Here is a 22,096-nt window from a genome sequence, read left to right on the forward strand (position 1 = left end):
CTCAGCTACTGCTGCGCGGATTTGGTTACTCTTCCTTCCTATGGCTTCAGCAAAGACGTCCCAATCCACCCGTCCGGCCACCACGCCCCCGGACACCGCCACTGCAACGGTTCCCGGCACGCCTTCGCAACCGGTTCGCAGCGACCACACGCGTAAAAAAGGAGCCGAGGATTCCCGTCAATTATCGGCCAAGAGTTCCGATTCGGATTATATCAACGACCAGCTCAACCGGGTGCTCTATGCACTCGACGCCTTCAAAAAGGGCGACGTGAGTGTGCGGCTGACCAAGCAGAACGACGACATCTTCGCCGAAATTGCCGAGGCCTACAACTCAATGGTCGACATGATTGCCGGCGTGGGTGGTGAGGTGTCGCGCATTTCGAAGGTGGCCGGCGTAGAAGGCAACCTGAAGGCCCGCGCCTCGGTGGATAACGCCGCCGGCTTCTGGCGCGACATGATCAACAACATCAACGGCCTCGTGGATAGCATTGCCGTGCCGGTGCTCGAAGTGGGCAAGGTGCTTAAAAACATCAGCCGCGGCAACCTCGACGAGACGTTCCAGATTCCGGTTTCGGGCGACTTCAAGGTGATGGCCGAAACCATCAACAAGACCATCGACAACCTCAACTTGTTTGCCGGCGAAGTAACCCGCGTGGCCCAGGAGGTAGGCACCGAGGGCAAGCTCGGCGGCCAGGCCTCCGTGCCCAACGTAGGCGGCGTGTGGAAAGACCTAACGGACAACGTGAACACGATGGCCAGCAACCTGACGAGTCAGGTGCGCGACATTGCCAACGTAGCCACAGCCGTAGCCAAAGGCGACCTGAGTCAGAAAATCACCGTCGATGTAAAAGGTGAACTGCTCGATCTGAAGCAGAACCTCAACCAGATGGTGGACTCGCTCAACCTGTTTGCCGGCGAAGTAACCCGCGTGGCCCAGGAAGTAGGCACTGAGGGTAAGCTCGGCGGCCAGGCCTCGGTGCCCAACGTGGCTGGCACCTGGAAGGAGCTGACCGACAACGTGAACACGATGGCCAGCAACCTGACTTCTCAGGTGCGCGATATTGCCAACGTGGCCACGGCCGTAGCCAAAGGCGACCTGACGCAGAAGATGACCGTGGACGTGAAGGGCGAAATCCTGGAGCTCAAGGACATCCTCAACCAAATGGTGGACTCGCTGAACGTGTTTGCCGGCGAAGTAACCCGCGTGGCCCGCGAAGTAGGTACTGAGGGTATTCTGGGCGGCCAGGCCAACGTGCCGAGCGTTTCGGGCACCTGGAAAGACCTGACCGACAACGTAAACACGATGGCCAGCAACCTGACGAGTCAGGTGCGCGACATTGCCAATGTGGCCACGGCCGTAGCCAAAGGCGACCTGAGCCAGAAAGTATCGGTTGATGTAAAAGGCGAGCTTTTCCAGCTCAAGGAAAACCTCAACCAGATGGTGGACTCGCTCAACACCTTCGGTGATGAGGTGACCCGGGTGGCCCGCGAGGTAGGTACCGAAGGCCGCCTCGGCGGCCAGGCCAATGTACCCAATGTGCGCGGCACCTGGAAAGACCTGACCGACAACGTAAATTTCATGGCCGCCTCGCTCACGAGCCAGGTGCGCGACATTGCCAACGTAACCTCGGCCGTAGCCCGGGGCGACCTGAGCCAGAAAGTATCGGTTGATGTGAAAGGCGAGCTGCTCGACCTCAAGGACAACATCAACCAGATGGTGGACTCGTTGAACGTGTTTGCCGGCGAAGTAACCCGGGTGGCCCAGGAAGTGGGCACCGAGGGCCGCCTCGGCGGCCAGGCCAACGTGCCCAACGTGGATGGCGTGTGGAAGCAGCTGACCGACAACGTAAACACGATGGCCGCTAACCTCACCACTCAGGTGCGAGGCCTCGTGAAAGTGGTAACCGCCGTTTCGCAGGGCGACCTGACCCAGAAGCTGACCCTCGGCGCGCAGGGCGAAGTGGCCGACCTGGCCGACACCATCAACCGCATGGTGGACGACCTCAACCGCTTGGCCGTGGAAGTAAGCCGCGTAGCTAAAGTGGCCGGTGTGGAGGGCAAGCTCACCGAGCGGGCCACCGTAACCGACGTGTCGGGCTCGTGGAAAGAACTCGTGGACACGCTCAACGCCCTTATCGAATCTATTGCCTCGCCGGTGCTCGAAGTGAGCCGCGTGGTGCGGGCCATTTCGGAAGGCGACCTGCAGCAGCGGGCCGAGATTGAAACTACCGGCGACATCCGTGCCATGGCCGACGCGTTGAACCTGGCCGTGGACAACCTCAACGAACTGCTGGGCGAAATCAACGAGTCGTCGCAGATTGTGGGCGAGTCGTCGGAGGAGATGGTGGAGAAAGGCCAGGCCATGAGCCAGGTAACAGCCGACGTGGCCCGCGCCATGCAGCAAATGGCCGAAGGTGCTCAGAACCAGGCTCTCAAAACCGATCAGGCCTTCAAGCTGATTGAGGAAATCATGCAGGCGACCAAGGAAACCGCCGGTAAAGCCGATGTCGGCATTAAGGCGGCCATCCTCGGTGAGCAGACCTCGCAGCTCGGCCTGAAAACGGTGGCCGAAGTGGTGAAAAACATGGAGGAAATCAGCTCGGCTGCTGCTCAGACCTCGAAAACCATTGAAGTACTGAGTACGCGCTCGGGCGAAATCAGCAAGTCGCTGGGCGTAATCACCGACATTGCCTCCCAGACCAACCTGCTGGCCCTGAACGCCGCCATTGAGGCCGCCCGGGCCGGGGAAGCCGGCCGCGGCTTTGCCGTAGTAGCCGAAGAAATCCGGAAGCTGGCCGAAGGCTCGCGCAAGTCGGCCTCCGAAATTGCCACGCTGGTAGAGGACGTTCGCAAGGATACCACCTCGGCCGCTACCGCCATCAGCACCATGGAAGGCCGGGTACTCAAGGGCAAGAATGCCACCTTCGAGGCCAGCTCGGCCTTCAAAAACATTGCTACCAGCTCCGGCGAAACCTTGCGCACCAGCCGCGACATTCTCACGGCCACCGAAATTCAGAAAACGAGTATCGGCGACGTGGTGAAATACGTGGAGGAAGTGGTAGCCATTGCCGAGCAGACGGCCTCGGGCACCCAGCAAGTGGCTGGCACCGCCAAGCAGCTCTCCACCAGCATGCAGGAGCTGACTACCAGCAGCCAGAATCTGACCGACATTGCCGACGACCTGCAGCTGGGCCTGTCGGCCTTCCAGCTGATGGAATACCTGGAACCCGAGCCGGAGCCCGAGCCTATCCGTCGGCGCCTGACGCGCCGCCCCGCTCCGGCCGTTGCTCCGGCCCCGCCCGCCCCGGCGGCTGCCGCGCCGCGCCGGCCGCGCCGTGCTGTGGCTACGCCTGCTCCAGCTGCCGAGCCGGTACCCGAGCGTCGGCCAACTCGCCGGGCGGTTGCCCGGCCAGCAGTTGCTGCTCCGGCGGCCAAGGCCGCTAGCAAAGCCGCCACTCCGGCCGCCAAAGCAACACCGGCCCCAAAATCTGCAAAACGGAAAGCCGATAAGGGCAAATAGAGGCCCGACTTCTGGCAGCCTGATTGCCCACTACCCACCACGCCGCACTACTAATGCCCGCTTCCGATAAATCTGCCGCGCCCGACCCGATTATTCAGCTTATCGTTTTTCGATTGGGGCAGGAGGAGTACGCCATTCGCATCGAGCAGGTAAAGGAGGTGACCCTGACGCCCGATATTGCGCGCATGCCCAAAACACCGTCCTTCGTGAAGGGCATTGCCAATTTGCGCGGCGACATTATTGCCGTCATCGACCTGGAGGAGCGGTTTCAGCTGCGCGAAGCCACCGAGGAGCTGTTTGCCCAAACGTACACCATGGCCATTGAGGCCAAAGACTATACTATTGGCATTGTGGTGCGCGAGGTGCCTCAGCCACTATCGGTACCACAATCGGCCATCGAACAAACGCCCGAATTCATTCAAGAGGCCAATATCCATGATAAATACATTGAGGGCATCGCCCGTATCAATGACCGGATTATTGTGGTGCTCGACATGCTGAAATTGCTGACCCCCACCGAAATTATGCAGTTGCCTACTTCGGCGGCATCTTAGCCCCGTAGTCGCCGTACAACGGGCCAGGCCGAACACCCGGCCAGACCCTGCACTCTCACTTCGCATTTCTCTTTCCCATGAAAAACCGCATTCTCATCGTCGACGACTCGTTCTACATGCGCACGATGCTCAAGAATATGCTCACCGATGCCGGCTACGAAGTAGTTGGTGAGGCCGCCAACGGCCAGCAGGCCTTAGAAATGGCCATCGAAACCAAGCCCGACCTGATTACCCTCGACGTAATTCTCCCCGATAACACCGGCCTCGACGTGCTGCGCGGCATCCGCCAGGAACAGCCCGATGTGAAAGTGGTGATGTGCTCGGCTGTAGGCCAGGAGGTTATTGTGAACGAAGCACTGGAAAGCGGCGCATCGGCGTATATCGTGAAGCCTTTCTCGGAAGAAAAAGTACTCGAAATAGTGGGCAATGCCCTGCAATAGACCGGAGCCGATACAGTGAACCAGCCCCCCGGGACTTACGCCCCGGGCTACTCGTCGTTTCGATTATTCCATCCGGTAACCCAGGGTGGAAGATCAGGAAAACCAGCTGCCTAGCCGAATACTATTTTTCGCATATCCGTGTTTCTCTTGTCGTTTCTTCCGTCCATACCGCTTGTTCCGCTTGAAAGTCCTTGCCTGCTTGGCGAGGATGAGCGGATAGGTGCGGCCGGCAGCTTTCAACCTTTGTGGCGCGATGAGTAACCGGGAACAGGAGTACCGAGAGCTGTTTATGGCCGAGGCGTTGGAATACTACGACGCCATGAGCCGCCACATCAGTGAGCTGGAACGCAATCCGGCCGACGAAGAGGCGTTGCGCGAGCTGTTCCGGCTCATGCACAATCTCAAGTCGAATGCCCGGGCGATGGGCTACACCAGCATCGGCGAGGCAGCCCACCACATGGAAACTGTGTTTGGCCAGCTGCGCGACGGGGAGGCCACTTTTACGGGCAGCATGGTGCCGGTGCTGTTCGGCGGCATCGATACGCTCGGCGAACTGATACGGGCTGCGGGCGCCCAACAGGAAATGCCCGATGTGCAGCGCCTGCTCGATAACCTCGACCGGCTAACCCGTGGCGAAGAGCCTAACCTTGATGACGAGGAGGCCGATGATGAGGAGGACGTCAGCCGTAAGCTCGAACTCTCCGATCTGGTGTACATTCAGGTACGGAAGCTCGACCACCTGATGAACCTGATGGGGGAGCTGATTATTGATCGGGACCGGATTCTGACGCTGAGCCGCGAAATAAATACCCCCGCCCTAACGGCCGCCGCCGCCCATTTCTCGCGTATTGCCGATGAGTTGCAGTACAGCATCATGGATGCCCGCCTGGTAGGGGTGGGGTCGTTGTTCAGCAAGTTTCCGCGGGTGGTGCGCGACGTAGCGACGGCCGAAGGCAAGGATGTGAACCTGACGCTGCAGGGCGAAGACATTCAGATTGACCGCAACATCCTGCAGATTATCACCGATGCGCTGCTGCACCTGGTACGCAACGCCATTGCCCACGGCCTCGAAACGGCGGCCGAGCGCGAGGCGGCCGGTAAGCCCGCCCAGGGCCAGCTCACGCTCTCGGCCCAAGCCGAGCGCGACGATGTGCTGGTACAGGTGCAGGACGATGGCCGGGGCATAAATGTAGAAAGTGTGCGGCGCAAAGCCGTAGAGCGCGGCCTGGTAACGCGGGCCGCCGCTGCCCAACTGCCCGATGCCGCCGTGCGCGCTTTCCTGCTGGAGCCCGGCTTCTCGATGGCCAAGGAGGTAACCGAAATTTCGGGCCGGGGTGTGGGCCTCGATGTAGTGAAGCTGGCCATTGATTCGCTGGGCGGCCAGCTGCGCGTAGATTCGGTACTGGGCGAAGGCACCACCTTTACGCTGGTGCTGCCCACGTCCATTGCCGTGAAGGGGGCCCTGCTGTTCGAGCTCGATGAGCGTAGCTACGCCCTGCCCCTCATGCACACCGACTCGGTGGTTTCGCTGCTGCCCGGTAGTTTCAGCGTGGTGGGTGGGGTACTGCTTACGCGGCTTCAGGACGAGAACGTGCCTGTGGTATCGTTGCGCGAGCTGCTGCACCTGAGCGGCGACCAAGCGCTGGCACCGGCCCGCAAATCGACGCTGCAGGGCCGCCAGGATATCATCATTGTCAACTACAACAACCGCCGGCTTGGCCTTATCGTCGACCGGTTTTTACGCCAGCAGGACATTGTGGTGAAAGCCATGAGCAAGCCGCTGGATACCATTGACCTGTTTGGGGGCGTAACACTGCTCGGTAGCGGGCAAGTGTGCCTGGTGCTTGATGTGCCGGCCTTAACCCGACTCTTTTTAGCCAAACGGCCATAACTCTCGTATTGCAGTCTGGCCGGTTGCCCTGGTAGCCTGCCCTTTCACCTGAACCCTATGGAATTGCACATGACGGAACTGGAGCGCGACATCATTCGCGAAATCCTGAACATCGGTCTGGCCCGCGCCGCCGACTCGTTCGCGGTGGTAGCCCAGGAGAAAGTGCTGCTCGAAGTGCCCAACCTTGATATTGTATCGGGGCGGAGCATTCTCGAAAAAGTAAGCGACCTGCAGGCCGGCCACGTAGTCATCCAGTCCGATATCCGGGGCGACTTCAACGGCACGACGCTCATGTTTTTCTCGGGCCAGCATGTGCAGCGCCTTTCGCGGGTGTGCCTGCGCATGCAAACTCCCGATTCGATCAACATCGATGATATGCAGGAGTCGTTGCTGCTCGAAATCAGCAACATCATCACCGGGGCGCTGGTAACGCAGCTGGCCAATATCCTCAAAGCCCGCATATATGGGGCGCCGCCGGCCCATCCGCAGGGCGATATGGATGCCGCCCTGCGCAGCCTGCTGCACGACAACCCGCTGGTGCAGCCACTCATTTTTTCGGTGATAACCCAGTTCTCAGACAAGGAAAACTCGGTAGAGCTACCACTTATGATCTTCTTCGACCGCGAGACGTTCGAGAAAATCATTGCCATCATTCGCACCTACGACTTTATGGGCGGCCAGTTCGGCGGCTAGGTGTACCGTCGAAGTGCCCTACTGCCGTAGCGCGAAAATCCGTTTCGCGANNTCGCGAAACGGATTTTCGCGCTGGGGGCTGTAATCTGGCCTTTATGTCTTCTGCTCTCACGCGTTAAACCAACTGCGCTACTATGGCTGATTCTGCCGCTTCTTTCAAGGAAAAGCTTGCCAACTTCGACCCCAACGCCCTTGCTGATGCTGCCGGAGGCTTGTTTGGGCTGCCATTTACGCCTCAGGAAGCCCAGGTAGTGGTAGTACCCGTACCGTGGGAGGTAACCGTGTCGTATCGTGCCGGTACGGCCCAGGGCCCCGAGGCCATCCATGCCGCCTCGCTACAAGTGGACCTCTATGACCCCGACCTGCCCGATGCCTGGCGTATGGGCCTGGCAATGGAGGAGCCCGATGCCGCCATTGCAGCCGAAAGCGAGGAGCTACGCCCGCTGGCCGAAGGCTACATCGGTTGGCTCGAAGAAGGCCAGCCCAAAGCGGGCCACGCCGAGCATGCCCCTAGTGCCGAGCGCATCAACCAGCGCGGCCAGGCCCTGCTGGAGTGGCTGAAAGCGAAAACCGGCGCCCTGCTCGATGCCGGCAAAGGTGTGGTAGTGCTGGGCGGCGACCATAGCACGCCCCTCGGCTACCTGCACGCACTGGCCGAGCGGCACGAAGAGTTTGGTATCCTGCAGATTGATGCTCACTGCGACCTGCGGCCCGCCTACGAGGGCTTTGAGTTTTCGCACGCCTCCATTATGTACAACGCCCTGCAACTGCCGCAGGTGAAAAAACTGGTGCAGGTAGGCATCCGCGACTATTGCCAGCAGGAGGCCGATTTCATCGACCAAAGCAACGGCCGCGTGGCCCTGTTTGCCGACCGTTTTCTGCAGGCCGAAATGCTGGGTGGCAAATCGTGGAAAAAGGAGTGCAAGAAAATCATTGCCCAACTGCCGCAAAAGGTGTACCTGAGCTTTGATATCGACGGACTCGACCCCAAACTCTGCCCCGGCACCGGCACGCCCGTACCCGGCGGCCTCGAGTTCGAGCAGGCCGTATACCTGCTGCGCATGGTCGTGCGTTCCGGCCGCACCATTATCGGGTGCGACCTGAACGAAGTGGCCCCCGGCGACACCGAGTGGAACTCCATTGTAGGTGCCCGCCTGCTCTACCACATGGCCAACTGGATGGCCGTTTCGCAGGGCCGTCTTAAAGCCCGCGCTGTAGAATAGCGCCTGAACCCCGGCAACTGAAAAGGCGGGGGCTCGTATGGTATTCAACTCCCTGAATACTGTACTTTCCTTACTTCATCATCCCTTCAGCCCTATGAGTTTCCTTCTCAAATTCATTCTCTCGGCCATTGTTGCGTACCTGCTGGCTACCTTTCTGCCCGGCGCTTACATCCGGGGCTTCACCGATGCCATGATTCTGGTGGTGGTGCTGGCCGTGCTTAACGCGGTGGTAAAACCCATCCTGCAGATTATCGGGCTGCCCATCACAATTCTCACGCTGGGCCTGTTTCTGTTCGTTATCAATGCGCTCATCATCATGCTGGCCAGCTACCTGATGGCCGGATTCGAGATTAACGGTTTCTTCTCGGCACTGCTGTTCAGCATCGTACTTTCGCTGGCCAACTCGGTAGTTGATCTGGTAGTTGACTAACCGATAAACGCCCGTGTTTATCTGTAAGCAGAATGCCCCGCTAACGAAAGTCGGCGGGGCATTCTGCTTACAGATAAACAGGTGTCAGGCTTTACAGTTGGTGGTAGCTTACCTGGGCTTTGGAACCCGACGGCGGCGCCAAGCCCGCCAACCTACCAGTAACACAGCAGCCAACAGCCACAGGGGCCACGTAGCCACAAGGCCCAGCATGAGCTCGGTGAGGAGCTGCCAGCCGCTGTAGAAGGAGGCCAGCAGGCGGCTCCCGAAAGAAAGGACGGGGGCATCGGGCTGGCGCTGGCTGAGTTCCTGGTAATAGGTGAGCGTGATGGTAGAGTAGGTTACCTCGTCGTTGAGCGTGCGCAAACGGCTTTGGGTAGCCTCAATCTCCTCGCGAATCTCACCCACCTTCTCCTCAATCTCCAGCATATCCGGTACTTTATTGGCCTTATTGAGCAACTCCAGATACCGTTGCTCCAGGGCCCGCTTAGACGCCAGCCGGGCCGATATGTCGGCGTGCTGGCTGGTAACGTCGTCGGTCGAAAGCCGCTTGAACTCCACGGTACCCAGCCGGCCCAAACCGCCCAATAGAGTCTGGAAGCGGGCTGGTGCCACCCGGATTTTCATCTCGTGCCGCCACTCGCCATCCTCGCGCTCCTCCGACGAGCCTTCCACAAAGGCCCCAACGGCGCGGGTCAGGCTGTCCATGCGCTGGTTGGTGCGGGCCAGGTCGGCTACTTTCATGCGCACCGTGGCGTGGTACACCAGCTTGCGGTTGGCGGCCGGCGCGGCGGAAGCGGCCTGGCCAGCCGCCGGTTGCTCAGCCGACTCGTAGGCTTTAGCATCCGCTGCTGAAGGAGCCATAGGCGGTGGAGGTGGCGCCATCATAACAGCGTCGCCGGCTACTTCGGCATCGGCCGTAACTTCGACGGACGGTTCGCCCATCGACGACTGGCTGTTGCCGCAGCTCAGCAGCCCCAGTGTTAAACTCAGCCACAATAAAACCGGGATACGCATACGGCAGGATTTTTACGGGTTTCGACTGGACGAAGTAGGCCAACGCCTGCCCTTCATACCCGCCTTGCCGGAAGGTAACCTGCTGCTGGGCCGTTAAACACCGCCGCCCGGCCCCCACGAGTGGGAGCTAGGCGGCGGGGCTTTACTGAATTTGCCTAGCAGCTCACGGCCAATCTACAGCCGCCGAATCTGAGCCCCCAGGGCGATGAGGCGCTGGTCAATGTGCTGGTAGCCGCGGTCAATCTGCTCCACGTTCTCAATCACGCTGCGGCCCTCGGCCGAGAGGGCGGCGATGAGCAGGGCCACGCCCGCCCGGATGTCGGGCGAGGTCATGGTGATGCCGTGCAGGCGTTTCTGGTGGTTGAGGCCGATGACGGTGGCCCGGTGCGGGTCGCACAAAATCACCTGGGCACCCATATCGATGAGCTTATCGACGAAGAATAGCCGCGACTCGAACATTTTTTGGTGGATGAGCACTGTGCCCTTGGCCTGGGTGGCTACCACCAGCACAATGCTCAGCAAGTCGGGCGTGAAACCGGGCCAGGTGTGGTCGGAGATGGTAAGGATGCTGCCGTCGAGGTAGGTGTCAATCTCGTAGTGCTCCTGGGCCGGAATATGGATATCGTCGCCTTGGAACTCCAGCTTAATGCCCAGCTTACGGAAGGTGTCCGGAATGATACCCAGCTCGGCAATCTGACAGTCTTTAATGGTGATTTCGGAGCCCGTCATGGCCGCCAAGCCGATAAAGGACCCGATTTCAATCATGTCGGGCAGCATGCGGTGCTCGGTGCCGCCGAGCTGCGCCACGCCTTCAATAGTAAGCAGATTGGAGCCGATGCCGTTGATGTTGGCACCCATGCGCACCAGCATCCGGCAGAGCTGCTGCAAATACGGCTCGCAGGCCGCGTTATAAACGGTGGTGGTGCCCTGGGCCAGCACAGCGGCCATTACAATGTTGGCCGTGCCCGTTACCGAGGCCTCGTCCAGCATCATATAAGCACCGGTCAGGCCGTTCTCGGCCTTGATGCGGTAGAAATCGGTGCCTTCGAGCGTAAGCTTGCCGCCCAGCTTTTCGAGGCCCAGAAAGTGCGTGTCCATCGGCCGGCGGCCGATTTTGTCGCCGCCCGGCTTGGGCAGCTGGCAACGTCCGAAGCGGGCCAGCATAGGACCCAGAATCATCACCGAGCCCCGCAAGGCACCGGCTTGGGCAATAAACTCGGGTGTATCGAGGTAGGCCAGGTTCACATGGTCAGCCTGGAACAGATAGGTGTCTGAGCTCAGCTTGCCCACCTTCACGCCCAAGTCGCGCAGCAGCTCGATGAGCTTGTTCACGTCGCGGATGTCGGGTACGTTGCTGATGGTCACCGGCTCGCTGGTCAGCAGCACGGCGCACAGAATCTGGAGGGCTTCATTTTTGGCACCTTGAGGCACAATTTCACCACGCAGCGGCTTACCGCCAATTACTTCAAAGGAGGCCATTTATTTTGAGCTGTTAGCTGTTAGCTGATAGCTATTAGCTTGATGTTCAAATGAAAAAATGCCAATGTCCGGCGGACAAAAGCTAACAGCTGTCAGCTAATAGCTAACAGCTTAAAAACACTACTGCGGGGGCTGCTGGGGCTCGTTGCGGTTTTTGCGGCCGCCGCGGCGCTGTTTGTCGCGCCGGTTGCCGCCGCCACTATTGCCGCCCCGGCGGTTGCCGCCACCGCCGTCGCGCTCCTGCCGGGGCTGGGGCACGATAAACGGCGCGGGCCGGCCGCCGGTGCTCACGAACTCAAACAGGTTCTCGTTCTGCACGCGGTCGGGGTCGAGGCTCAGCTCGCCGCCCGATAACTCGCGCAAATGCTTGATGATGGTGAGGTCCTTGGCGTTTTCCTTGTTGTGGGAGCGGTACAGAAACTTCATGGTGCGGCCGATGATGATGGCGGCCTGCTCGCGCTCCGTGGCGTCTTCCAGTGTCAGGGCCTGGGCCACGAGCTGCTCCACGGCCTGCCCGTAGGCCCGAAACTTGGGGCCTTTAGCGGGGTAGGCGAGGCGTTGGGGCGGCCCCAAGTTCACCTGCGCGGCCAGCGGGAAGGGCGCATCCACGTCCAGCTCGCCATCGGCCATTTCAAATACGTGGTTCCAGACTTTCGCCTGGCTGTCGGGCTGGTCGCGCAGGGCGGGCTGCAGCCGGAAGATGAGCTGCACAATCTGCTGGGCCCGGCGGGTCCGCTCGTCGCGGTCCTCGATGCCGGCCAGCTGCTGCACGAGCTGAAAGGTGCTCTGGCCGTATTCGCGCTGGAGCAGCTCGTGTTTATGAAGGGAAGGGGGGAGGGTCATGAAAATAGTATTCGAAGGGTCAAATATACGCCAAACCTTGTCTGCCTGGCCGGGTGCTTTGCACAGAAGCCAGTTGGCCAAGGTTTGGCCGAGGCAGCGTAGCCAGCCGTTGCCGCGCTACGCTTACTTAAAGTAACGCAAACGGGCGCCAGGAAGCCGGAATCTGCTTAATGCACTCGCAGCTTGGCGAAGCTCAGCAGCAGGGTTTTCTCGCCTACTTCTTCAAACTGAATAATGGCTTTGGTGGAGCCCTGCACGGTTTCGAGGCTGGTAACCTTGCCGAAGCCGAATTTGGGATGCTCCACGCGCTGGCCGGCTTCCAGCTTGCTCGTGTCGGAGGGCACGAAATCGGCAGGGGCCACGTACTTGGTGGCGGCGTTCTTGCGGGGCGGAGGCGGCACCAGGTTCGAGCGGCGCTCAAACACGTGCCCGAACGGCGACTCGCCCGGTCCGGCGCGGTCGGGCCCGGGCCCGGACGAGAACTTGAAGTCGACGTACTTGGGGTCAATTTCATCCAAAAAACGGCTTTTCTCGCAGCTGCGCAGGTTGCCCCACTGGTAGCGCGAGGTGGCGTAGCTGAGCGTGAGCTTCTTCTCGGCTCGCGTGATGGCCACGTAGAACAGGCGGCGCTCTTCCTCCAGGTCGGCCCGCGAGGTAATCATCATCTGGCTCGGGAACAGGTTTTCCTCCAGGCCCACGATATACACGTTGCGAAACTCCAGGCCCTTGGCCGAGTGGATGGTCATCATGGTCACCTGCTCGCCCTCGGCCTGGGCATCCTTGAGGTCTGAATCCGTTACCAGGGCAATATCCTGCAAGAAAGAACCAAGCGTTTTGTCCTCGCGCTCAGGGTCTTCCACGAAGGCCTTGATGCCGTTGAGCAGTTCCTGGATGTTCTCGTAACGGCTCAGGCCCTCGATGCTTTTGTCGGAATACAGCTCCTCAATCATGCCCGAGTTCTTGGCAATGAACTTGGCGGCCTCAAACGCATCCTCCTTAGCCGCCACAGTGGTGTAGGCCTTTATTTTCTCCGCGAAATCGACAATCGGGTTGGCTGTGCGGGGGGGCAGAAACTGGTCGGCGTTGCTGACGACCTCCCAAATGGTGTGGTTGGCTTCCTCGGCCGCGTTGATGAGCTTGGCCAGCGTCGTGTCGCCGATGCCGCGCTTGGGGTAGTTGATAACTCGTCGCAGCGCCTGCTCGTCGTTGGGGTTCACCGTGAGGCGCAGGTAGGCTACCAAATCCTTGATTTCCTTGCGCTGGTAGAAGCTCAGGCCACCCACGATTTTGTACCTGATGCCGAGCTTGCGCAACGACTCTTCCATGGCCCGGCTCTGGGCGTTGGTGCGGTACAGAATGGCGAAGTTGTCGTAGGACAGATGCTGGTTCATCTTGTCCTCGTAGATGCTCTGGGCCACCAGCTTGCCCTCTTCATTATCAGAAGAAGCCTTGAACACTTCAATCAGCGGGCCTTCCTCATTGTCGGAAAACACGTCTTTGCGCAGCTGGGCCTGGTTGTTTTTGATAACCGAGTTGGCCGCTTTCACGATGTTCTGGGTCGAGCGGTAGTTCTGCTCCAGCTTAAACACCTGTAGCTCCGGGTAGTCCTTTTCGAAGTTGAGGATGTTCTGAATATCAGCGCCCCGGAAGGCGTAAATGCTCTGCGCATCATCACCCACCACGCAGATGTTGCGCTCCTTGGCCGCCAGCTTGCGGGCAATCAGGTACTGCGAGTAGTTGGTGTCCTGGTACTCGTCCACCATCACGTACCGAAACATGTTCTGGTACTTGTTCAGCACGTCGGGGTGGTCCTTGAACAGCACGTTGGTCTGGTAGAGCAGGTCGTCGAAGTCCATAGCTCCGGCCTTGAAGCAACGGTTGGCGTACTGCTGGTAAATCACGCCCAGCTTGGGCCGCATGGCCGCCTCATCGTCCTGCTTGATAACCGGGTCATTCAGGTACTGCTGCACCGAAATGAGCTTGTTTTTGGCTCCCGAAATCCGACTCAGCACCATGTTGGGCTTGTACATTTTATCGTCCAGCTCCAGCTCCTTCAGAATCTGACCAATCAGCGTCTTGGAGTCCTGGGTGTCGTAGATGGTGAACGAGCGGGGGTAGCCGATTTTATCAGCCTCGGAGCGCAGGATACGGGCAAATACGCTGTGGAACGTGCCCATCCAGAGGTTCTTCGCCTCGGGGCCCACCACCTTCTCGATGCGGGCGCGCATCTCCTTGGCGGCCTTGTTAGTAAAGGTGAGAGCCAGGATATTGAACGGGTTGACCTGCTGTTCGAGCAGGTTGGCAATGCGGTAGGTGAGCACCCGGGTTTTGCCCGAGCCGGCGCCGGCAATAATCATGCAGGGGCCTTCAATCTGCATCACGGCAGCGGCCTGGGAGGGGTTCAGTAACGAATGATAATCGAGTCCCATAAACAGTAGTCAGCAGCGGAAAACTAAGCCGGTTGGCTTGTTAGCAAAGGTACGGCTTTCGAGCGGGGGATGGAAACGGGCACGTATCTTTGCGCTATGCACACCCGCGCCCCATTTCCCCTCTCCATCCTGTGCCTGTCCGACAGCTGGGGCGGGCTGGAGCTGAACACAGCCCGGTTTGCCGGCTGGATGGTGGCCCGGGGCTGGCCGGTGCAGGTCATCACCCGCGCCGGCTCGCCGCTGGCTGCCCGCGCCGCCGAGTTGGGCGCTACCGTAATCACGCTCGAAAACCCCTGGAAAGCTCTCGACGTGCCAGCGGCCGGCCGACTGGCCAAGGCGTTGCGCGACTTCGGGACGCGGGCGCTGCTCATCAGCCGCAACGGCGACCTGGGCCTGGCCGTGCTCTGCCGACAGCTGTACCTACCGAACTTGCCGCTGATATATCAGCAGCACATGCAGCTGGGGCTGGCCAAACGCGGACTGGTGCACACGTTGCGCTACCGGGCGCTGGCGGCCTGGCTGGCCCCACTGCCCGGCCTGGCCCGGCAGGTGCTCGAAAAAACGCGCCTAAGTCCCGAAAAACTGCACGTAGTGCCGCTGGGCGTCGAGCTGGAGAAGTTCGCCGACGCGCAACTGACCACCGCCGAAGCCCGCCGCCGCTTGCAGTTGGAGCTGCCCACCGGCACTGTGCTGCTGGGCCTCATCGGCCGCCTCGACGATGGCAAGGGGCAGGATTTCGTGCTGGAAGCCCTGCCGACGTTGCGCCAACAGTTTCCGCAGCTGCACCTGTTGCTGGTGGGCGAGCCTACCCGCAATGAGGGCAGCACCTACGCCGACGCCCTTCACACGCGCATCCGGGAGCTGTCCCTGACCGAAGTGGTGCACCTGCGCGGCTTCACGCCCCAGCCCGAGGTAGCGTACCGGGCCCTCGATATCTCCATCACGGCCTCCCCCAACGAAACCTACGGCATGGTAACCATCGAGGCGATGGTGGCCGGCCGGCCCGTACTGGGCGCAGCGGCCGGCGGCACCCGCGAGCTGCTCGACGACAACCGCACCGGCCTGCTGTTCGAACTCCACAACCAGGCCTCCTTCGCGGCGGCCGTAGCGCGGCTGCTGCAGGAACCGGGTCTGATGGCGCGTTTAAGCGAGGCCGGGCAGCAGGAGGCCCTGGCTACCTATTCGCACCACCGGCAGTGCGAGCTGACGGAACAAATCCTCTGGTCGGTGGTGTAATTGCGGGTATCTTTGCAGCGAGAAAACGACCAGATGATTCAAATTCAGCACACGCTCATTTCCGACGACGTTCGGGACAACTTTTTCGTCTGCAACCTCGAAGCCTGCAAGGGCGCGTGTTGCGTGGAGGGCGACCTGGGCGCGCCCCTGGAGCCCGAGGAACTCGACATCCTCAACCAGGAATACGACAACATTAAACCCTTCCTCACCGACGCCGGCCGCGCCGCCATCGAGCAGCAGGGCCGCTACATCAAGGACTGGGAAGGCGACTTCAGCACCACTACCATCAACGACCGGGAGTGCGCCTACGCCCTCTACGACGAGCGGGGTATCCTCAAATGCGGCATCGAGCAGGCCTACCTGGCCGGAGCTACCAGCTTCAAAAAGCCCATCAGCTGCCATTTGTACCCCATCCGCATTACGAAGTATGACGGCTTTGAGGCCCTTAACTATGACCGTTGGAGTATCTGCTCGCCCGCCTGCTCGTTCGGCGCAAGCCTGGGCGTGCGCATCTACCAGTTCCTCAAGGAACCGCTGATCCGCAAGTACGGCGAGGGGTGGTACGGGGAGTTGGTGCAGGAGATTGAGCAGGGCAGCGACACACCTGCAGGATAAGGTTGATTCAATTTCGCACCAACGCAAAGCGGGCTGCCTCACGCAAATGAAGCAGCTCGGTTTTTTGCTGTACTAGGTAGCTGTTTAGGCTATTTCAATTGCGAAAAGTCGAAGGAGTCTTCCAGGAACTTGGTCGTAAAGTCGCCCGCCTTGAACTGCTCGTTATCCATCAGGGCGAGGTGGAAGGGGATGGTCGTTTTCACGCCTTCCACCACAAATTCGCTTAAGGCGCGCTTCATCTTCACGATGGCCTCTTCGCGGGTCTGGGCCACGGTGATGAGCTTGGCAATCATCGAGTCGTAGTTGGGCGGAATCTGGTAGCCGGCGTACACGTGCGTATCCACCCGCACACCGTGGCCGCCCGGAATGTGCAGCACCGAAATGCGGCCCGGCGACGGCCGGAAGTTATTGGCCGGGTCTTCGGCGTTGATGCGACACTCCATGGCGTGCAGCTGCGGGAAGTAGTTGGCCCCCGAAATCGGGATGCCGGCCGCTACCTTAATCTGCTCTTTGATGAGGTCGTAATTCACCACTTCCTCCGTCACGGGATGCTCCACCTGAATGCGGGTGTTCATCTCCATAAAGTAGAAGTCGCGGTTTTTGTCCACCAGGAATTCTATGGTGCCCACACCCTCGTAGCCAATGGCGGCAGCGCCGGCAATGGCCGCCGCACCCATCCGCTCGCGCAAATCGTCGGTCATGAAGGGCGAGGGCGCCTCCTCCACCAGCTTCTGGTGGCGACGCTGAATCGAGCAGTCGCGCTCCGAGAGGTGGCAGACGTGGCCGAACTGGTCGCCGCAAATCTGGATTTCGATGTGGCGGGGTTCCACCACAAACTTCTCCAGGTACATGCCGTCGTTGCCGAAAGCGGCCTTCGACTCGGTGCGGGCGTCGTTCCAGGCTTTCTCGAACTCGTCTTCGGCGTGGATGATGCGCATGCCGCGCCCGCCGCCGCCGGCCGTCGCCTTGATGATAACCGGATACTTGATTTCGGCGGCAATCTGCTTGCCCTGCTCCACCGATTCGAGCAGACCCACCGAGCCGGGCACTACCGGTACGCCGGCGGCAATCATGGTAGCTTTGGCCGAGGCCTTGTCGCCCATGCGGTTGATCATGTCGGGCGAAGCGCCGATGAACTTGATGCCGTTTTCGTGGCACACGCGCGAGAATTCGGCGTTTTCGCTCAGGAAACCATAGCCCGGATGGATGGCGTCGGCGTTGGTGATTTCGGCGGCGGCAATCAGCTTCGGAATGCTCAGGTAGCTCTCGGACGAAGGCGGCGGGCCGATGCACACGGCCTCGTCGGCGAAGCGTACGTGCAGGCTCTCCTTGTCGGCCGTCGAGTACACGGCCACCGTTTTGATGCCCATTTCCTTGCAGGTCCGAATCACGCGCAGCGCAATTTCGCCCCGGTTAGCAATCAGTATTTTTTTGAACACGGCGTTGGGAATTATGAATTTTGGATTTTGGATTATGAATTTCGAATTAGAAGGATGATGTAAACAGCCAATTCAAAATTCAAAATTTAAAATTCATAATTAACTCAGACTGCTTCAATCAAAAACAGCGGCTGGTCGTACTCGACAGGCGAAGCATTTTCCACCAGCGCCTTCACGATGCGGCCTGACTGCTCGGCTTCGATTTCGTTGAAGAGCTTCATGGCCTCAATGATGCAGATAACCTGGCCTTTCTCTACCATATCGCCCACCTGCACAAAAGCCGGGGTTTCGGGGCTGCTGCTGCGGTAGAACGTGCCAATCATCGGCGACTTAAGCGGGGTGCCATTGCTGGCGGCCGGAGCAGCGGGGGCTTCGGCCGCTACAGGAGCGGGAGCAGCAGCCGGGGCTGCCTGAACAGCGGCGGCCGGAGCAGGAGCCGGGGCGTGCGCAGCGGCCGGAGCGGCCATCGTCACGGTTTTGGTGCTGGGGTCGCGCTGTACCGAAATTTTAAACTCTTCGGTTTCGATGTTAACCTTGTTGAGGCCCGATTTGGCGATGAAATCAATCAGGTCCTGGAGTTCTTGGGCTTTCATGGCAGAGGGAGAAAGGCGTAGCCGGTGGAATGGTTGAGGTGCGTTACTTAACCCGCTCGACGTAGCTGTAGTCGGCGGTTTTAATCCGAATCTTGGTGTCGGTGTCAACGAACAGGGGCACCTGAATGCGGGCTCCCGTCTCGACGGTAGCAGGCTTGAGCGTGTTGGTGGCCGTGTCGCCTTTCAAGCCGGGCTCGGTGTACGTTACCACCAGCTCCACGGTAGTCGGCAGCTCGGCCGTGAGGGGCTGCTCGGTTTCGGCGTGGAAAAGGATGCCAACTTCCTGGCCTTCCTTCATCAAATCGGCGAAGGGCACCATGGCTTCGGGCAGCACCACCTGCTCGAAGGTCGCATTGTCCATGAACGTAAAGCCGTAGTCATCTTTGAACAGGTACTGGTGGGGGCGCTGCTCCACGCGGGCCGTTTCAATTTTTACCCCGGCGTTGAAGGTGTTATCGAGGGTGCGGCCGGTTTTGATGTTGCGCATCTTAGTGCGCACAAATGCCGGGCCCTTACCAGGCTTTACGTGCTGAAATTCGGTGATGACATGCAGCTCGTTGTTGTAATTGATTACGAGCCCGTTTCGGAAATCTGCGGTGGTGGCCATTCTATGTTGAATTATGAATTTTCAATTATGAATTAAGAATTAAAAACGCAGGAATTAGAATTTGGCAGGTAACAGCTACGTCGAAAGGTCAATTTAAAATTCCTAATTCAAAATTCTTAATTGCTCGAAGCGCCATCGTATGCCCACTTAAGGTAGAGCGCACCCCAAGTGAAGCCGCCACCGAAGGCAGCAATGATGAGGTTGTCGCCTTTGCGCAGCTGCTGCTCGTAATCGGAGAGGCAGAGCGGGATGGTGCCGTTGGTAGTGTTGCCGTAGCGGTGGATGTTGAGCATCACCTTTTGGGGGCCGATGCCTACGCGGTTGGCCGTGGCATCGATGATGCGCTTGTTGGCCTGATGAGGCACGAGCCAGTCGATGGTTTCGGCCGTGAGGCCGTTGCGCTCCGATACCTGCGCCGCTACATCGGCCATGTTTTTCACGGCAAACTTAAACACGGCCGCGCCCTCCTGGTGCACGTAATGCTCCCGATTAGCCACGGTTTCGGCCGACGGCGGACGCCGCGAACCACCGGCCTTCTGATGCAGGTACTGCTCGCCGTTGCCGTCGGAGTGCAGCTCCTGATCGAGCAGGCCCAGGCCTTCGTGGTTGGGTTCGAGCAGCACGGCCCCGGCGCCGTCGCCGAAGATGATGCAGGTAGAGCGGTCGGTATAATCGATGATACTTGACATCTTATCGGCTCCTACTACTATCACCTTCTTGTAGGTGCCGGTGGCGATGAACTGCGCCCCGGTGGCCAGCGCGTACATAAAGCCCGAGCAGGCCGCCTGCATATCGAAGCTGAAAGCCTTGGTAGCCCCCACGGCCGCCGAAATGATGTTGGCCGTGGCCGGAAACACCAGATCGGGGGTGGTAGTGGCACAGATAATCAGGTCGATATCGGCAGCCGCCACGCCGGTTTTGGTCAGCAGGTTTTGCACTGCTTTCACGCCCATCACCGAGGTGCCCTGGCCTTCGCCCTTCAGTATATGCCGCTCCTGAATACCCGTGCGGCTCAAAATCCACTCGTCAGTCGTATCAACCAATGTTTCCAGTTCCTGGTTGGTGAGCACGTAGTCGGGCACGTAGGCACCCACCCCGGAAATGGCGGCGGTAATCTTCATGAGTGGAGCAAAGAGACAAGAGATACGGCTCACAAAAAGTCCGGCCTCCCCAAAGGAAACCGGACGAAGCCGAAAATCAGGACTTGAAAGTAGCTTTAATTTGGTCGGAAATACCGGCCGTGGCCATTTGGTAGCCTTGCAGCAGCATATTGCTGATGGCTTTGGGCGTGCTTACGCCGTGCCCGATAATGGCATTGCCGTTGACGCCCAGGATGGGAGAACCGCCTACCGACTCGTAGTTGAACTGTTCGAAGAACGGGTCGTGGAAGTTTTTGTCAACCAGCGCATCGTACACCGACTCTGCCATCTTCAGCAGCACGTTGCCCGTAAAACCGTCGCAGATGATAACGTCGGCTTTTTCGTTGAACAGGTCGCGGCCTTCGATATTGCCGATGAAGTTGATATGCGGGTTGACTTTGAGCAGCTGGTGAGCCGCCTGGGTGGCAGCTGTGCCTTTGCCTTCTTCCTCACCCAGGTTCATCAGGCCAACTTTGGGCCGCTCGATACCCAGCACATACTGGGCATATAAGGAGCCCAGCTCGCCGAACTGCTCCAGCATTTCGGGTTTGCAGTCGGCGTTGGCGCCCACATCGAGCATGATGCAGGTGCCACCGTGCAGCTTAGGAACAAAGTTGGCAATGGCCGGGCGCAACACGCCGGGCACCGCCTTCACGCTGAACATGGCACCCACGAGCATGGCTCCGGTGTTGCCGGCCGAGCAGAACGCCTCTACCTCGCGGGTGGCCAGCAGGCGGTAGCCCACGGCAATGCTGGAATCCTGCTTGTGCTGGTAGGCTTTAGCCGGATGCTCGCCCATCTCAATGATCTGCGAAGCGGGCACCAGCGTAAGGCCCTCGGCGGCAGCCCCATGCGCGGTCAGCAATGGCCGCACGGCTTCCTCCTGACCAATAAGCACAATCTGAGCCTTGCCTGCCAGCTGCTGAGCGGCAAGCACGGCCCCATCGACGGCGGCTTGGGGAGCAAAATCGCCTCCCATTGCGTCCAGGGCTATTTTCATGAAAGAAAAGTCAAGAGGGTCGAAAATTTTTGAGCCGTCAACTAATAGCTGTTAGCCGTTAGCTTCTGTTTTGGCAAAAGCTAACAGCTAACAGCTATCGGCTATCAGCTTAAAAAAGAAAGGCTATTCGTCGTCGCTATCGAGCGGGGCGGCAGCAGATACGGGCGCGTAGTCTTTGATGGCTACTTTACCGTTCAGGTACAAGTCGCCATCTACTACGTAGGCCTTGTGGCGCAGGTGCAGCTCGCCGGTGGCCGAGCACAGAGTTACCGCTTTGGGGGTGAGCTTGTAGTGGCTGCGACGTTTGTCGCGGGTGGCGGAGGAGGTCCGGCGTTTAGGATGTGCCATGGGTCAAAAAAAGTAAAAAAGAAACGTTAAAAAGGGTAAGGGCCAGCAAAGGCCGTTAGTTCAGATTGCGGAGCGCGTTCCAGCGCGGATCGGCGTCATCCTCGTCGTCGTCGGCATCCTCGCCGCGGGTCGTAAAGATGAGCTTGGTGGTGGCGTCGGGCTCATCGTCGGGCTCGTTCTGGAAACGCGGGTGCAGCTTCTTCATCGGCAGGGCCAGACCCACAAAATCGAACAGGTGCTGGGCCAGCGGAAGCGTCTGGGTGTCGGGCGTGATTTGCAGCACGTTGTCGTCGAGCTCCTTGTTCTCGTCGCCGAAGCGTACCAGCAGTTGCTCGTGGGCCTCAATATCCTGATCGTAGTCGTCGAGGCTTCGGTCGCACACCTGGCGCACGGTGCCTTTCAGGGAGAAATCAACGGTGATAAGGCGCTCGGTTTTGTGCAGCGTTACGTCCACCTGCACGTTGCCGTCCGGAATCAGCTCCTGATCGAACTGCTCGAAAAAGGCACGATCAAGCGTGAACTCGAAGTGGTGCGTTTTATCGGCCAGCCGGGCTATATTGATGGTAGTGGGCGAATCCTTTTTCACGGGAGGTAGTGGCAGGG

Annotated in this window: 20 protein-coding genes; 9 read left to right on the plus strand and 11 right to left on the minus strand. The window is 59.5% G+C overall.

All coding sequences use genetic code 11. The features are described from left to right. The first annotated feature begins 40 nt into the window (after positions 1–40). The 7 genes from J7E24_RS06950 (at position 41) to J7E24_RS06980 (ending at position 8,751) form a co-directional block, all read left to right on the plus strand. Positions 41–3,520 (plus strand): HAMP domain-containing protein, encoded by a 3,480-nt coding sequence (locus tag J7E24_RS06950; RefSeq protein WP_215136506.1) that lies wholly within the window; start codon positions 41–43, stop codon positions 3,518–3,520. A 53-nt stretch (positions 3,521–3,573) separates the two neighbouring features. Next, entirely contained in the window at positions 3,574–4,074 is a 501-nt protein-coding gene (locus J7E24_RS06955) for a chemotaxis protein CheW (protein WP_215136508.1), read from the plus strand. Positions 4,075–4,151: 77 nt separating this feature from the next. Continuing rightward, positions 4,152–4,514, plus strand: coding sequence for a response regulator (locus J7E24_RS06960; RefSeq protein ID WP_019948088.1), 363 nt, complete (start codon positions 4,152–4,154; stop codon positions 4,512–4,514). A 253-nt stretch (positions 4,515–4,767) separates the two neighbouring features. Next, a complete protein-coding gene (locus J7E24_RS06965) occupies positions 4,768–6,405 on the plus strand; it encodes a chemotaxis protein CheA (RefSeq protein WP_215136510.1) in 1,638 nt (545 codons plus the stop codon). A gap of 57 nt (positions 6,406–6,462) precedes the next feature. Next, complete coding sequence (locus J7E24_RS06970) at positions 6,463–7,098, plus strand: chemotaxis protein CheC (RefSeq protein WP_251047070.1); 636 nt, start codon at positions 6,463–6,465, stop codon at positions 7,096–7,098. Between the two features lie 134 nt (positions 7,099–7,232). Then, the gene (locus J7E24_RS06975; protein ID WP_215136512.1) at positions 7,233–8,321 is read left to right on the plus strand and encodes an agmatinase family protein; all 1,089 of its coding nucleotides are present in this window, start codon (positions 7,233–7,235) and stop codon (positions 8,319–8,321) included. 94 nt (positions 8,322–8,415) lie between these two features. Then, positions 8,416–8,751, plus strand: coding sequence for a phage holin family protein (locus tag J7E24_RS06980; protein WP_215136514.1), 336 nt, complete (start codon positions 8,416–8,418; stop codon positions 8,749–8,751). Positions 8,752–8,859: 108 nt separating this feature from the next. On the opposite strand, the gene J7E24_RS06985 is transcribed toward J7E24_RS06980, so the two are convergent. From J7E24_RS06985 to J7E24_RS07000, 4 genes are all read right to left on the minus strand, one after another. Beyond that, positions 8,860–9,765: a DUF4349 domain-containing protein gene (locus J7E24_RS06985; RefSeq protein ID WP_215136516.1), complete on the minus strand. Its 906-nt coding sequence runs from the start codon at positions 9,763–9,765 to the stop codon at positions 8,860–8,862. 174 nt (positions 9,766–9,939) lie between these two features. Beyond that, positions 9,940–11,244 carry a UDP-N-acetylglucosamine 1-carboxyvinyltransferase gene (gene murA, locus J7E24_RS06990; RefSeq protein ID WP_215136518.1) on the minus strand — a complete coding sequence of 435 codons (1,305 nt, stop codon included), beginning with the start codon at positions 11,242–11,244 and terminating at the stop codon, positions 9,940–9,942. Positions 11,245–11,364: 120 nt separating this feature from the next. Further along, the gene (locus J7E24_RS06995) at positions 11,365–12,087 is read right to left on the minus strand and encodes a DUF4290 domain-containing protein (RefSeq protein WP_215136520.1); all 723 of its coding nucleotides are present in this window, start codon (positions 12,085–12,087) and stop codon (positions 11,365–11,367) included. Positions 12,088–12,254: 167 nt separating this feature from the next. Then, positions 12,255–14,516 (minus strand): ATP-dependent helicase, encoded by a 2,262-nt coding sequence (locus tag J7E24_RS07000; RefSeq protein ID WP_215136522.1) that lies wholly within the window; start codon positions 14,514–14,516, stop codon positions 12,255–12,257. 96 nt (positions 14,517–14,612) lie between these two features. Here J7E24_RS07000 and J7E24_RS07005 point away from each other — a divergent pair, with 96 nt between their 5' ends. Together J7E24_RS07005 and J7E24_RS07010 are read left to right on the plus strand one after the other, a co-directional pair. Continuing rightward, on the plus strand, positions 14,613–15,752 hold the full coding sequence (locus J7E24_RS07005) for a glycosyltransferase family 4 protein (RefSeq protein ID WP_215136524.1): 1,140 nt from the start codon (positions 14,613–14,615) through the stop codon (positions 15,750–15,752). Positions 15,753–15,785: 33 nt separating this feature from the next. After that, positions 15,786–16,367 carry a DUF3109 family protein gene (locus J7E24_RS07010; RefSeq protein WP_215136526.1) on the plus strand — a complete coding sequence of 194 codons (582 nt, stop codon included), beginning with the start codon at positions 15,786–15,788 and terminating at the stop codon, positions 16,365–16,367. A gap of 89 nt (positions 16,368–16,456) precedes the next feature. On the opposite strand, the gene accC is transcribed toward J7E24_RS07010, so the two are convergent. The 7 genes from accC to J7E24_RS07045 all read right to left on the minus strand — a co-directional run bounded on the left by accC (position 16,457) and on the right by J7E24_RS07045 (position 22,079). Further along, complete coding sequence (gene accC, locus J7E24_RS07015; protein ID WP_215136528.1) at positions 16,457–17,806, minus strand: acetyl-CoA carboxylase biotin carboxylase subunit; 1,350 nt, start codon at positions 17,804–17,806, stop codon at positions 16,457–16,459. A 104-nt stretch (positions 17,807–17,910) separates the two neighbouring features. Continuing rightward, positions 17,911–18,399: an acetyl-CoA carboxylase biotin carboxyl carrier protein gene (gene accB, locus J7E24_RS07020; RefSeq protein ID WP_215136530.1), complete on the minus strand. Its 489-nt coding sequence runs from the start codon at positions 18,397–18,399 to the stop codon at positions 17,911–17,913. Between the two features lie 43 nt (positions 18,400–18,442). Continuing rightward, positions 18,443–19,006 carry an elongation factor P gene (efp, locus tag J7E24_RS07025; protein WP_092770948.1) on the minus strand — a complete coding sequence of 188 codons (564 nt, stop codon included), beginning with the start codon at positions 19,004–19,006 and terminating at the stop codon, positions 18,443–18,445. 116 nt (positions 19,007–19,122) lie between these two features. Then, positions 19,123–20,127, minus strand: coding sequence for a beta-ketoacyl-ACP synthase III (locus J7E24_RS07030; protein ID WP_215136532.1), 1,005 nt, complete (start codon positions 20,125–20,127; stop codon positions 19,123–19,125). A 76-nt stretch (positions 20,128–20,203) separates the two neighbouring features. Further along, on the minus strand, positions 20,204–21,145 hold the full coding sequence (gene plsX, locus J7E24_RS07035; RefSeq protein ID WP_215136534.1) for a phosphate acyltransferase PlsX: 942 nt from the start codon (positions 21,143–21,145) through the stop codon (positions 20,204–20,206). A gap of 123 nt (positions 21,146–21,268) precedes the next feature. Then, a complete protein-coding gene (gene rpmF, locus J7E24_RS07040) occupies positions 21,269–21,493 on the minus strand; it encodes a 50S ribosomal protein L32 (RefSeq protein ID WP_215136536.1) in 225 nt (74 codons plus the stop codon). Positions 21,494–21,548: 55 nt separating this feature from the next. Continuing rightward, positions 21,549–22,079: a YceD family protein gene (locus tag J7E24_RS07045; protein ID WP_215136538.1), complete on the minus strand. Its 531-nt coding sequence runs from the start codon at positions 22,077–22,079 to the stop codon at positions 21,549–21,551. Positions 22,080–22,096: the final 17 nt, after the last annotated feature.

The sequence above is a fragment of the Hymenobacter sp. ISL-91 genome, assembly GCF_018613725.1.
Taxonomy (GTDB): domain Bacteria; phylum Bacteroidota; class Bacteroidia; order Cytophagales; family Hymenobacteraceae; genus Hymenobacter.

What these genes read in the sequence shown, in the direction of transcription:
- J7E24_RS06950 (WP_215136506.1), top strand. Translation starts at nt 41, where the DNA reads ATGGCTTCAGCAAAGACGTCCCAATCCACCCGTCCGGCCACCACGCCC.
- J7E24_RS06955 (WP_215136508.1), top strand. Translation starts at nt 3,574, where the DNA reads ATGCCCGCTTCCGATAAATCTGCCGCGCCCGACCCGATTATTCAGCTT.
- J7E24_RS06960 (WP_019948088.1), top strand. Translation starts at nt 4,152, where the DNA reads ATGAAAAACCGCATTCTCATCGTCGACGACTCGTTCTACATGCGCACG.
- J7E24_RS06965 (WP_215136510.1), top strand. Translation starts at nt 4,768, where the DNA reads ATGAGTAACCGGGAACAGGAGTACCGAGAGCTGTTTATGGCCGAGGCG.
- J7E24_RS06970 (WP_251047070.1), top strand. Translation starts at nt 6,463, where the DNA reads ATGGAATTGCACATGACGGAACTGGAGCGCGACATCATTCGCGAAATC.
- J7E24_RS06975 (WP_215136512.1), top strand. Translation starts at nt 7,233, where the DNA reads ATGGCTGATTCTGCCGCTTCTTTCAAGGAAAAGCTTGCCAACTTCGAC.
- J7E24_RS06980 (WP_215136514.1), top strand. Translation starts at nt 8,416, where the DNA reads ATGAGTTTCCTTCTCAAATTCATTCTCTCGGCCATTGTTGCGTACCTG.
- J7E24_RS06985 (WP_215136516.1), bottom strand. Translation starts at nt 9,765, where the DNA reads ATGCGTATCCCGGTTTTATTGTGGCTGAGTTTAACACTGGGGCTGCTG.
- murA (WP_215136518.1), bottom strand. Translation starts at nt 11,244, where the DNA reads ATGGCCTCCTTTGAAGTAATTGGCGGTAAGCCGCTGCGTGGTGAAATT.
- J7E24_RS06995 (WP_215136520.1), bottom strand. Translation starts at nt 12,087, where the DNA reads ATGACCCTCCCCCCTTCCCTTCATAAACACGAGCTGCTCCAGCGCGAA.
- J7E24_RS07000 (WP_215136522.1), bottom strand. Translation starts at nt 14,516, where the DNA reads ATGGGACTCGATTATCATTCGTTACTGAACCCCTCCCAGGCCGCTGCC.
- J7E24_RS07005 (WP_215136524.1), top strand. Translation starts at nt 14,613, where the DNA reads ATGCACACCCGCGCCCCATTTCCCCTCTCCATCCTGTGCCTGTCCGAC.
- J7E24_RS07010 (WP_215136526.1), top strand. Translation starts at nt 15,786, where the DNA reads ATGATTCAAATTCAGCACACGCTCATTTCCGACGACGTTCGGGACAAC.
- accB (WP_215136530.1), bottom strand. Translation starts at nt 18,399, where the DNA reads ATGAAAGCCCAAGAACTCCAGGACCTGATTGATTTCATCGCCAAATCG.
- efp (WP_092770948.1), bottom strand. Translation starts at nt 19,006, where the DNA reads ATGGCCACCACCGCAGATTTCCGAAACGGGCTCGTAATCAATTACAAC.
- J7E24_RS07030 (WP_215136532.1), bottom strand. Translation starts at nt 20,127, where the DNA reads ATGAAGATTACCGCCGCCATTTCCGGGGTGGGTGCCTACGTGCCCGAC.
- plsX (WP_215136534.1), bottom strand. Translation starts at nt 21,145, where the DNA reads ATGAAAATAGCCCTGGACGCAATGGGAGGCGATTTTGCTCCCCAAGCC.
- rpmF (WP_215136536.1), bottom strand. Translation starts at nt 21,493, where the DNA reads ATGGCACATCCTAAACGCCGGACCTCCTCCGCCACCCGCGACAAACGT.